The organism is uncultured Mycobacterium sp. (assembly GCF_964249325.1).
Lineage (GTDB): Bacteria > Actinomycetota > Actinomycetes > Mycobacteriales > Mycobacteriaceae > Mycobacterium.
The window spans coordinates 1-10251 of the sequence record NZ_CAXUCH010000160.1; the positions used below are offsets into that span (position 1 = coordinate 1).

Sequence of the window (10251 nt, forward strand, 5' to 3'; positions counted from 1 at the left end):
AAATACAATATTGGTCAAACGTCATCAACCCCGGCGGCCGGATGCTCAGGAGTCCAAGAAACCGCTGGACAGCATCCGTAAGGATGCGACCGCCTGTGGTGTTGAGGTGGATGCCATCGATGTGGAAATGCCAACCGTTGATTCGAGAGATCTGATCGAAACTCTGCCGCAACACCAATTCCCGAAACAGGTAGTCGCGATAGAACGGCGAAAGAGAAACGGGTAAACGGTTTGGCCGTCTTTGCCCGGACAATGCCGCTATAAGTGGCAATCAGATCATTGACCTGCGCCTGCACAGGATCACGTGAATCAGGCTCTTCTCCCAGCGGCGCAACCGAACTCAACCCGATCCTGGCATTGGTCTTGTTGCAGCAGTCTGCGCACGACGACGGTGAGGTTATCTTCGAACCGGGCCGGCGACGGTTCGTCGGAGAGCCGCTTCCAGACCCGGACGAATCGCCTGAAGCTCGGAAAGACACTCGCCAGAACGTCGTTGGTCCCGATCAGCACGATCACCCGATCCGGGCGCACGTTGATCACTCGGTCGAGGCGCCGGACCGTGTTGAACGACAGATCCCCGCCCACACCCAAATTGACGAAGCGAAATCGTCCGTTTTGCGGCCGCTTCTCCAGCTCGTCGATCCATTTGTATGTCCCCCGCGACGCTGTGGTGCTCCAACCGAGGCAGGCCACAGTCTCAACCCGCTGGGAGTGCTGCGGCGGCCCCGTCGACTCGCTCATTGCATCCGACCAAGGATCTGACACAGCACCTTACGCAGTTCGTTCTCCGGATCGGCCGGAAGCCCGTCAGCCCGCCAGCCGACGAAATCGTCCGGGCGCACCAACAGTGCTGCATCTGGCGCAAGGCCGGTGCTCGCCGACCACGCGCCGTCGACCTCGACGGGGTCGCCGTGGGAACCCATACGATGGACAGCGATTGGAACGCCCAACGCTGCCGACGCCGCCGCCGCGGCGTCGACCCATGGCGCGCCATCAGCTCCGGTCAGCAGGGTGAATCCGGGACCGAGCAGGTCGAGAGTGGAAACCTGCTTGCCGTCACGGCGCACCCAGGCGTGCGGCACCCGCGTGCCGGGTTGTCCACGCAATTCCTCCACAAGCGACACGGCGTCCGGGTCAGCCGAGGCAGACTCGTCGCAAACGACTGCAGTCGAGCGGTATTGGTAGCCGATGAGGAGCGCGAACATCGGCGCCTCCTCGTCCGGAGGTAGTTGCGGCCGGTTGTCGTCCAACCGCAGGAAGGCAAGTGACGGACCGGTGAGCGACTGGTGAGCGTTGAAGCCCCCGACCGGATGGCGTTCGGTGTGGTAGGTGTTGAGCAGCTCGGGCCCGGCCACGCCGGTCAAGACGGCGGCGAGCTTCCAGGCGAGGTTGTCTGCGCTCTGGATCGCCGTGTTGGCTCCCCCGGCCTTGAACGGCGGCATGGTGTGCGCGGCGTCGCCGACGAGAAAGACCCGCCCGCACTGGAATTGGTCGGCTACCCGCTCGTAGGGCTGCCACGCGGCGACGTCGACGATCTCCATGTCGATCGGCTCGCCGATTGCCTTGGTAAGTATCTCCGTGCACCGCTGCGGAGTGAACTGCTCGGCGGTTTCGCCTTTGTCGGGGAAGTAGGTGGTGATGAATATGCCAAAGTCGCCCTCGACCACCAGGAATATGCCGTCCACGTCAGCGTTCTTGACTTGCACGCCATCGCCATCACCTAAGTGCGGCACGAACTTCCGCCAAGGCGCCCGGAAGTAGATGAAGACAACGAATATCGGCACCGCGCCGTACCCCGAAGTCGTGATGGCAAGCGAGTCTCGCACCGGGCTGCGCACGCCGTCGGCGGCCACCAGATAGTCCGCGCGTATCGTTTCGGTAGCTCCCGAATCCCGCTCGCGCACAACCACTGTCACACCGTCGTTGTCCTGCTCGAACGACGACAACTCCGTCCCGTAGCGCACTTCGTTGCCATGCCGGCGGGTTTCGGCCGCCAGCATCGGCTCCAGTCGGCTCTGGGGTAGATACTGCGCGGACGGCTCGGGGCTAAGCCCGTCGAACGGGGCGAAGATCGCGTCGATATCCATGCCCGGTCCTACTTCGGCGCTGTTGAGCGTTGGCTTGACGACCACGTCCGACACATGCTCGGCGACGGCGTGCATCTCGTCACCGAGCCCCAGCCGCCGCAGGATCTCCAGGCTGCGGAAGCTCAGGTTGCGGGCCTTCGGATAGATGAACACCTCCCGCCGCTTTTCGACCAGCAGCGAGCGAACACCATGTTTGGCCAGCAGCGCCGAGGTGGCCAGCCCGGCAGCACCGGCGCCGACGATAACGACCGGGACGTGCATGACATCGGACATCGCTCACCTCCAGCTAAAGTGACAGTTACTACCATATAATAGTAACTGCCGCTAAGGTACTACGCGAGGTGGGCAATGAACTCCTTCGCCACATCGACAACCCGCTCCTTGTCGGCGGGCACCAGGCCGATGCGGGTCCGGCGATCGACCATGTCCTCGACGGTCAGCGCCCCTTCGTGGGTCACCGCATATTCGAACTCCGCGCGGATCACGTCGATGCCGTCGGCGACCGGATCGGTGGGGCGCTCGCAGGTGGCAGCGGCGAGGACGCTGGGCGCCTCTGCCCCGTAGCGCGCGACCAGCGATGCCGGCAGCCTCCTGGCCGGGCGCGCGGTCGATCCTGGGTTGGCCGGCGCACCGACCAGCGGCAGGTTGCGCGTCCGGCACGCGGCGGCCGTCAAGCCGCGCAGCCGAATCGCGCGATCAAGGACGTCTTGCGCCATGTAGCGGTATTCGGTGAGCTTGCCGCCGATCACGCTGATGACACCCGACGGCGACTCGACGACCGCGTGTTCGCGTGAGATATCCGCTGTGCGCCCCCCGCGGGTGTCGACCAGCGGCCGCAGGCCGGCATAGGAACCGATGACGTCGGAGGACCCCAGCGTGCGGTCCAGCGCGGTGTTCACCGTGTCGAGCAGGAAGTCGATTTCGTTCGAGGCAGGTTGCGGTATATCGGGAATCGGGCCGGGCGCGTCTTCGTCGGTCAGGCCGAGGTAGACCCGGCCGAGTTGTTCGGGCATGGCGAACACGAAGCGGTTGAGTTCACCGGGTATCGGAATGGTCAGTGCCGCAGCCGGATTGCCGAAGGCGGCGGCGTCGAAGACGAGGTGGGTGCCGCGGCTGGGCCGCAACCGCAACGACGGGTCGATGTCGGCGGCCCATACCCCCGTCGCGTTGATTACGGCGCGCGCAGAGACGTCGAACGACCCGCCGGCGCGCTGGTCAGTCAATCTCACTGACGTGCCGGTGGCCTGCGATGCGGCCACATAGGTGAGGACCCGGGCCCCGTACTGTGCCGCGGTCCGCGCGACCGCGGTGACCAGCCGCGCGTCGTCAACGAGTTGCCCGTCGTAGGCCAGCAGACCACCGTCGAGCCCGTCGCGCCGCACGGTCGGAGCCATGTCGATAACACGCTGTGCCGATATCCGGCGCGAGCGCGGCAACACCGATCCCGGTGTGCCCGCCAGCTTGCGCAACACATCACCGGCCAGAAATCCCGCACGCACCAGTGTCCGCTCGGCGCGACCCATCGTCGGCAGCAGCGGCACCAGCTGCGGCATCGCCCGCACCAAATGAGGGGCGTTACGCGTCATGAGGATTCCGCGTTCGACCGCGCTGCGGCGGGCGATGCCGACGTTGCCGGTCGCCAGGTAGCGCAGGCCGCCGTGCACCAGCTTGGAGCTCCACCGGCTGGTGCCGAATGCCAGATCCTGCTTTTCCATCAGGACCACCCGCAGGCCCCGTGTCGCGGCGTCCAGGGCGATGCCCGTGCCGGTGATGCCGCCGCCGATGACGATGACGTCCACCGGTGCGCCATCGGCCAGCGCCTGCAGGTCGGCGGTGCGGCGGGCCGCATTCAGAGCGACGGGCATCAGGACAGGTATCCGTTGAGTGCGTATGCCAGTTCCGCGCTCAGCGAGTCTGCGCCGAGGATCGGCCTGACGAGCCGCGCGGACTGAATCGTGGACTGCGTGATCAGCAATACCATCGCGGCGAGCCGGCGGGGGTCGCCCGGTCGCACGCTGCCGTGTCGCTGTGCGGCGCGCAGCTGGCCGGCCAAGGCGTCGATCAGGAGCCGCTGGCTGGTGCCCAGCCGTTCGGTGATGTAGACCAACGCCAGCTCAGAGCGCAGCACTGCCATCACGAACGCGTCGCGCCTCAGTCGGTCGGCGACCGCCACGATCCGCTCGACCACTGCCTCGCGCCCTTCGCCGCGCACCGGCACGTCCCGCGCTGCGTCGGTGATGTGCCGGGTCAGCAGCTCGGCCAGGATCGAGCGAGTATCCGGCCAGCGGCGGTACACGGTCGGTCGGCTGACCCCGGCCCGGCGCGCGATTTCGGCCAGCGTCACGCGTTCGACCCCGAAATCGCGCACGCAGCTGGCCGCGGCCGAAAGTATCCGGTCACCGATGTCCGCCGGGGCGTTACCGATTGACAGCATGTGTAATACTGTAACGCATGCCTGACGAGCTGCTGCCGCCGATGAAGTGGGATGCGTGGGGCGATCCGGCTGCGGCCAACCCACTGTCGGACGGGATCCGCTCGCTACTGAAACAGGCTCTAGGGGTGCAGGATTCGGGCACAGCCGAGCTCAGGGCGGACCAGGTGCGGCTGACCCCGAGCGCGCTGCAGCAGGCGGACTACGACGCGCTGGCGGCGATCGTCGGGATGGACTACTGCCGTGCTGGTGACCGTGACCGGTTGTTGCATGCGGGCGGCAAGTCGACCCTGGACCTGCTGCGCCGCAGAGACACCGGCGTGCAGGACGCACCCGACGCGGTGCTGCTGCCCGGCGGCGACGACGACGTCGCGGCGATCCTGCGCCACTGCTCACAGCGCGGCATCGCCGTCGTTCCGTTCGGTGGTGGCACCAGCGTGGTGGGCGGGCTCGACCCGATCCGCGGCCAGTTCAACGCCGTCGTGTCGCTGGATCTGCGCCGCTTCGACCGGTTGCACGCACTCGACGAGGTGTCCGGCGTGGCCGAGCTTGGTGCCGGCGTCACCGGCCCGCAGGCGGAGCGACTGCTCGGCGAACACGGCTTTTCGCTCGGGCATTTTCCGCAGAGCTTCGAGTTCGCCACCATTGGCGGCTTTGCGGCCACCCGCTCATCGGGTCAGGACTCGGCGGGTTATGGCCGGTTCGACGACATGATCCGCGGGCTGCGCGTCATCACCCCGGCGGGTGTGCTCGAGCTGGGCCGGGCCCCGGCGTCGGCGGCCGGGCCGGACCTGCGGGAGTTGTTGATCGGCTCGGAGGGCGTGTTCGGCGTCATCACCCGGGTTCGGCTGCGCGTGCATCGCGCGCCCGAAGTGACCCGCTACGAGGCGTGGTCGTTTCCCAATTTCGCCACCGGGACAGCCGGTTTGCGCGCCGTCACTCAAACCGGTACCGGACCGACCGTCATACGGCTCTCCGACGAAGCGGAGACCGGGGTCAACCTCGCCACCACTGACGCCATCGGAGAACAGCAGATCACCGGTGGCTGCCTCGCGATCACCATGTTCGAGGGCACTGCCGCGCACGCCGAAAGCAGGCACGCCGAAACGCGAGCCGTGCTGCAAGCGCACGGCGGCACGTCGCTGGGTGAGGAACCGGCGCGGGCGTGGGAGCGGGGCCGGTTTCACGCGCCGTACCTGCGCGACTCATTGCTGGACGCCGGCGCGCTGTGCGAGACCCTGGAGACCGCCACCGACTGGTCGAACATCGCAGCGCTGAAGGCGGCGGTCAGCGACGCGCTGACGGCCGCGCTGGCCGAATCCGGCACACCGGCCCTTGTGCTGTGCCACATTTCGCATGTGTACGCATGCGGCGCTTCGCTGTACTTCACCGTCGTCGCCGGGCAACGCGGCAATCCGATCGAGCAGTGGCGAGCCGCGAAGGCCGCCGCGTCGGAGGCGATCGTGGCCAGCGGCGGAACCATCACTCACCACCACGCCGTCGGCGCCGAGCACCGGCCCTGGATGGACGACGAGGTCGGCGAATTGGGGGTGCAGATCTTGCGGGCCGTCAAGTCGACGCTCGATCCAGCCGGAATCCTCAACCCCGGCAAGCTGATTCCGTGACCGGCCAGCTGCGCCGCCGCCACATCGCCCAGGTGACGCTGCTCACCAATCCGAAGTCGGGGCACGGCTACGCGCCGCATGCCGCCGAACAGGCGATCAGGCGACTACAGCAGCGCGGCGTCGACGTCGTCGAAATCGTGGGCACCGATGCCGGCCACGCGCGGCACCTGCTCGATGCGGCGCTCGAGCGCGGCACCGACGCAGTTGTGGTCGTCGGCGGCGACGGCGTGGTCGGCCTGGTGCTGCAAGCGTTGGCGTGCAGCGCCATTCCGCTGGGAATCGTGCCGGCAGGAACTGGCAACGACCATGCCCGCGAATACGCGATCCCCAAGGATCCGGTGGCCGCCGCCGATATCGTCGCCGACGGATGGACGGAAACCGTTGACTTGGGCCGAATTCGCGACCGCGCCGGGGCCGTCACCTGGTTCGGCACCGTTGCCGCAGCAGGATTCGATTCGCTGGTGACCGATAGGGCCAACCGGATGCGCTGGCCGCGCGGGCGGATGCGCTACAACCTCGCGATGCTTGCCGAGCTGTCGCAGTTGCGGCTGCTGCCGTTTCGGCTGGTGCTCGACGGCGAAGAGCTCGTCACGGAACTGACGTTGGCGGCATTCGGCAATACCCGCAGCTACGGCGGCGGCATGCTGATCTGCCCACACGCCGACCACGGCGACGGCCAGCTCGATATCACGATGGTGCACTCGGCGTCGCGAGCCCGGCTGGTCCGCTTGTTCCCCACGGTGTTCAAGGGCACCCACGTCGAGCTGGACGCGGTGAACACGGCACGGGCGCAGTCGATCGAGGTGGAGTCGCCTGGAATCAACGCCTACGCCGACGGCGAATGCGTATGCGCGCTGCCAGCAGAGATCTCGGCGGTGGCCGGCGCGCTGCAGCTGCTGCGGAAACCTAGCCCACTCCCCGGCTGAGCCAGGTCACTTCGCCGACGTCGCCGCCGTCGCGGTACACCTCGAGCGCCTCGTCCCACGCCGTGCCCAATGCCGAATCAAGCTCGGCCGCAAGCGCATCGGCCCCTGCGGCCATCATGGCCCGCAGCCGCATCTCGCCAACCATGATGTCGCCGTTGGCGCTCGTCGTCCCGCTCCACAATCCCAGCTGCGGAGTGTGGCTGAAGCGCTGACCGTCGACACCGGGACTGGGGTCCTCGGTGACCTCGAAGCGCAGCACCGACCAGGAGCGCAGCGCGTTGGCCAACCGAGCGCCAGTGCCCACCGGACCGACCCAATTGGTCACCGCGCGCAGCTGTCCGGGCATCGCCGGCTGCGGGGTCCACTTCAGGTTCGCCGGGGCCCCCAGGGTCGACGACAACGCCCACTCGACATGTGGGCACACCGCCGCCGGCGAGGCGTGGATGTACACCACGCCGGTGGTCGCGTCGGCGAATTGGTTCGACGCACGCATCTGCTGCTCCTTCGGCTCCACGAGGGACGTCTTCCCCAACGACCTGGTGAACCCGACGAGCAGGCTGCGGATAAACCGCCAGATGAAATTGTGCCTTGCGTGTCTATTGTGCCTCTTGATACCCCTGTTGCGCTAGTGTCGATGTTGGGAAATTACCGCGTCAGATATCGCCGGCCACGCGGGCAAGGCCCAGTCGCCGAAATCGTGGCCGGTGAGCACAACCAGGGCCAGGTCAGCGTCGGGATCGGCCCAGATGAAACTGCCCGACTGGCCGAAATGTCCGAACGTCCGTGCCGAGTTGGATGCACCGGTCCAGTGCGGCGATTTGGCGTCGCGGATCTCGAAACCCAGGCCCCAGTCGTTGGGCCGCTGGACGCCGTATCCGGGCAGCACTCCGTCCAGGCCGGGGAATTGCACGGTGGTCGCCTCGGCATGCATCTGCGCCGAGACCGTCGCTGGCCGCAGTAGATCGACCGCGAAGGCCGCCAGGTCGGCGAGCGTCGAGGTGGCGCCGAAGCCCGCCGCCTCGGTGCCGCCGTCCAGCCGGGTGGCGGTCATCGCCAGCGGCTCGAATACCGCCTCGGTGAGGTACCGAGTGAACTCGATGCCCGATGACTGCTCCACCGTCTCGGCCAGCACGGTAAAGCCTTGGTTGGAGTACACCCGGCGGCTGCCGGGCTTGGCGAGTATGTGGTCGGAATGCATCGCCAGCCCCGACGCGTGCGCCAATAGGTGGCGAACCGTGGAGCCGGGCGGGCCGGCCGGAGTGTCCAGCTCGACGACGCCTTCTTCGATGGCGACCTGGACTGCGCGGGCCACCAAGGGCTTGGTCACCGACGCCAGCGCGAATTCACAGCCGGTGTCGCCGTGGCTGGCGAGCACTCCCTCGGGGCCGATGACCGCGGCGGCCGCGGTCGAGACGGGCCAGCCGTCCAGTGCGTCGAGTGCTGCCATCGCGGCAGAGCCTATCGGGCGGCGCAGTGCCCGCCGAGTCTGCGTCCATGGCTTCAAAACCGCGGCGATCACCGCTGCCTGCGCAGAATCGATGCCACCAGCGCAGGCTCGATGTGGGGCCGCGATTTCGATGGCGGCGACCCGCTGCACTCGGCTCCGCCGAGCTTGCGATCGCCGCGATTTCGATGGCGGCGACCCGCTGCACTCGGCTCCGCCGAGTTTGCGATCGCCGCTAGGGTTGGGGCCCATGAGTCAGACAGTGCGCGGCGTGGTTTCACGCAAAAAGGGCGAGCCGGTCGAATTGGTGGACGTCGTCATCCCCGACCCCGGGCCGGGCGAAGTGCTGGTCGATGTCACCGCGTGCGGAGTCTGCCACACCGATTTCACCTACCGCGAGGGCGGCATCACCGACGACTACCCGTTTCTGCTCGGCCACGAAGCTGCCGGCACGGTCGAGGCGGTCGGACCGGTTGTGACTGCAGTCGAGCCCGGCGACTTCGTGATCCTCAACTGGCGCGCGGTCTGCGGTCAGTGCCGAGCCTGCAAGCGCGGCAGGCCGCACTTGTGCTTCGACACATTCAACGCCGAACAGAAGATGACGCTGACCGACGGCACCGAACTGACCCCGGCGCTGGGCATCGGCGCGTTCGCCGACAAGACACTGGTGCACCAGGGCCAATGCACCAAGGTCGACCCCTCCGCCGACCCGGCGGTGGCCGGCCTGCTCGGCTGCGGGGTGATGGCCGGGATCGGCGCCGCGATCAACACCGGCCGTGTCACTCGCGACGACACCGTCGCGGTGATCGGCTGCGGCGGGGTCGGTGATGCCGCTATCGCCGGCGCCGCGCTGGTCGGCGCCCGGCGGATCATCGCCGTCGACACCGATGACACCAAGCTCGAGTGGGCGCGCGGGTTCGGCGCCACCCACACCATCAACGCCCGCGACGCCGACGTCGTCAAGACCATCCAGGACCTCACCGACGGCTTCGGCGCCAACGTGGTGATCGATGCGGTGGGCCGGCCGGAAACCTGGGAACAAGCCTTCTACGCCCGCGATCTTGCCGGAACCGTTGTGCTGGTTGGTGTTCCGACCCCGGACATGCGTATCGAGATGCCGCTGCTGGACTTCTTCTCGCACGGCGGAGCGCTGAAGTCGTCGTGGTACGGCGACTGCTTGCCCGAACGCGACTTCCCCACCCTGATCGACCTGTATTTGCAGGGCCGGCTTCCGCTGGAGAAGTTCGTGTCCGAACGCATCGGCCTCGGCGACGTCGAAGAGGCCTTCCACAAGATGCACGGGGGTAAGGTGCTGCGCTCGGTGGTGATGCTGTGATCGAGCGGGTGGTCACCCACGGTACGTTCGAACTCGACGGTGGCAGTTGGGAAGTCGACAACAACATCTGGATCCTCGGCGACGATTACGACGTCGTGGTGTTCGACGCCGCCCACATCGCGGAACCGATCGTAAAGGCCGTCGGCGGCCGCAATGTGGTGGCGGTGGTGTGCACGCATGGTCACAACGATCACGTGACGGTCGCTCCCGCGCTGGGCAAGACGCTCGACGCGCCGGTGCTACTGCATCCCGCCGACGATGTGCTATGGCAGATGACCCATCCGGACAAGGGTTTTCGTGCAGTGTCCGATGGCGACACCGTGCAGGTAGCCGGCACGGAGTTACGGGCGCTGCACACACCGGGGCACTCGCCCGGATCGGTGTGCTGGTATGCCCCCGACC

11 protein-coding genes are annotated in these 10251 nt (G+C 67.2%); 5 read left to right on the top strand and 6 right to left on the bottom strand.

Translation table 11 applies throughout. The features are described from left to right. On the top strand, nt 1–226 hold a 226-nt coding region (locus ACFE99_RS17695; RefSeq protein ID WP_375487541.1), incomplete at its 5' end, for a hypothetical protein. Between the two features lie 83 nt (nt 227–309). Here the strand turns inward: ACFE99_RS17695 and ACFE99_RS17700 are convergent. The 4 genes from ACFE99_RS17700 to ACFE99_RS17715 are packed head-to-tail and all read right to left on the bottom strand — an operon-like array spanning nt 310 to nt 4521. Beyond that, complete coding sequence (locus ACFE99_RS17700; protein ID WP_375487543.1) at nt 310–741, bottom strand: SGNH/GDSL hydrolase family protein; 432 nt, start codon at nt 739–741, stop codon at nt 310–312. Next, nucleotides 738–2360 carry an FAD-dependent monooxygenase gene (locus ACFE99_RS17705; protein ID WP_375487545.1) on the bottom strand — a complete coding sequence of 541 codons (1623 nt, stop codon included), beginning with the start codon at nt 2358–2360 and terminating at the stop codon, nt 738–740. The genes ACFE99_RS17700 and ACFE99_RS17705 overlap by 4 nt, the downstream gene beginning before the upstream one ends. A 59-nt stretch (nt 2361–2419) precedes the next feature. Beyond that, nucleotides 2420–3952 carry a glycerol-3-phosphate dehydrogenase/oxidase gene (locus tag ACFE99_RS17710; protein ID WP_375487547.1) on the bottom strand — a complete coding sequence of 511 codons (1533 nt, stop codon included), beginning with the start codon at nt 3950–3952 and terminating at the stop codon, nt 2420–2422. Beyond that, the gene (locus tag ACFE99_RS17715; RefSeq protein WP_375487549.1) at nt 3952–4521 is read right to left on the bottom strand and encodes a TetR/AcrR family transcriptional regulator; all 570 of its coding nucleotides are present in this window, start codon (nt 4519–4521) and stop codon (nt 3952–3954) included. Before ACFE99_RS17715 ends, ACFE99_RS17710 begins: the two co-directional genes overlap by 1 nt. A 41-nt stretch (nt 4522–4562) precedes the next feature. Here ACFE99_RS17715 and ACFE99_RS17720 point away from each other — a divergent pair, with 41 nt between their 5' ends. Further along, entirely contained in the window at nt 4563–6143 is a 1581-nt protein-coding gene (locus ACFE99_RS17720) for an FAD-binding oxidoreductase (protein ID WP_375487561.1), read from the top strand. After that, nucleotides 6140–7069: a diacylglycerol kinase gene (locus tag ACFE99_RS17725; protein ID WP_375487551.1), complete on the top strand. Its 930-nt coding sequence runs from the start codon at nt 6140–6142 to the stop codon at nt 7067–7069. The genes ACFE99_RS17720 and ACFE99_RS17725 overlap by 4 nt, the downstream gene beginning before the upstream one ends. Here the strand turns inward: ACFE99_RS17725 and ACFE99_RS17730 are convergent. Continuing rightward, nucleotides 7050–7562, bottom strand: coding sequence for a DUF3145 domain-containing protein (locus ACFE99_RS17730; RefSeq protein ID WP_375487553.1), 513 nt, complete (start codon nt 7560–7562; stop codon nt 7050–7052). The genes ACFE99_RS17725 and ACFE99_RS17730 overlap by 20 nt on opposite strands. 132 nt (nt 7563–7694) lie before the next feature. Then, nucleotides 7695–8516, bottom strand: a complete 822-nt coding sequence (locus tag ACFE99_RS17735; protein WP_375487555.1) for a serine hydrolase domain-containing protein — start codon at nt 8514–8516, stop codon at nt 7695–7697. 247 nt (nt 8517–8763) lie between these two features. On the opposite strand from ACFE99_RS17735, the gene ACFE99_RS17740 reads away from it, so the two are divergent. Both ACFE99_RS17740 and ACFE99_RS17745 read left to right on the top strand, forming a co-directional pair. After that, entirely contained in the window at nt 8764–9849 is a 1086-nt protein-coding gene (locus tag ACFE99_RS17740) for an S-(hydroxymethyl)mycothiol dehydrogenase (RefSeq protein WP_375487557.1), read from the top strand. Beyond that, nucleotides 9846–10251: MBL fold metallo-hydrolase (locus tag ACFE99_RS17745; RefSeq protein ID WP_375487559.1), on the top strand; the 406-nt coding region annotated here is incomplete at its 3' end. The genes ACFE99_RS17740 and ACFE99_RS17745, both read left to right, overlap by 4 nt.

Coding starts and splice junctions, on each gene's coding strand:
- ACFE99_RS17700 (WP_375487543.1), bottom strand. CDS start 741: ATGAGCGAGTCGACGGGGCCGCCGCAGCACTCCCAGCGGGTTGAGACT.
- ACFE99_RS17705 (WP_375487545.1), bottom strand. CDS start 2,360: ATGTCCGATGTCATGCACGTCCCGGTCGTTATCGTCGGCGCCGGTGCT.
- ACFE99_RS17710 (WP_375487547.1), bottom strand. CDS start 3,952: ATGCCCGTCGCTCTGAATGCGGCCCGCCGCACCGCCGACCTGCAGGCG.
- ACFE99_RS17715 (WP_375487549.1), bottom strand. CDS start 4,521: ATGCTGTCAATCGGTAACGCCCCGGCGGACATCGGTGACCGGATACTT.
- ACFE99_RS17720 (WP_375487561.1), top strand. CDS start 4,563: ATGAAGTGGGATGCGTGGGGCGATCCGGCTGCGGCCAACCCACTGTCG.
- ACFE99_RS17730 (WP_375487553.1), bottom strand. CDS start 7,562: ATGCGTGCGTCGAACCAATTCGCCGACGCGACCACCGGCGTGGTGTAC.
- ACFE99_RS17735 (WP_375487555.1), bottom strand. CDS start 8,516: ATGGCAGCACTCGACGCACTGGACGGCTGGCCCGTCTCGACCGCGGCC.
- ACFE99_RS17740 (WP_375487557.1), top strand. CDS start 8,764: ATGAGTCAGACAGTGCGCGGCGTGGTTTCACGCAAAAAGGGCGAGCCG.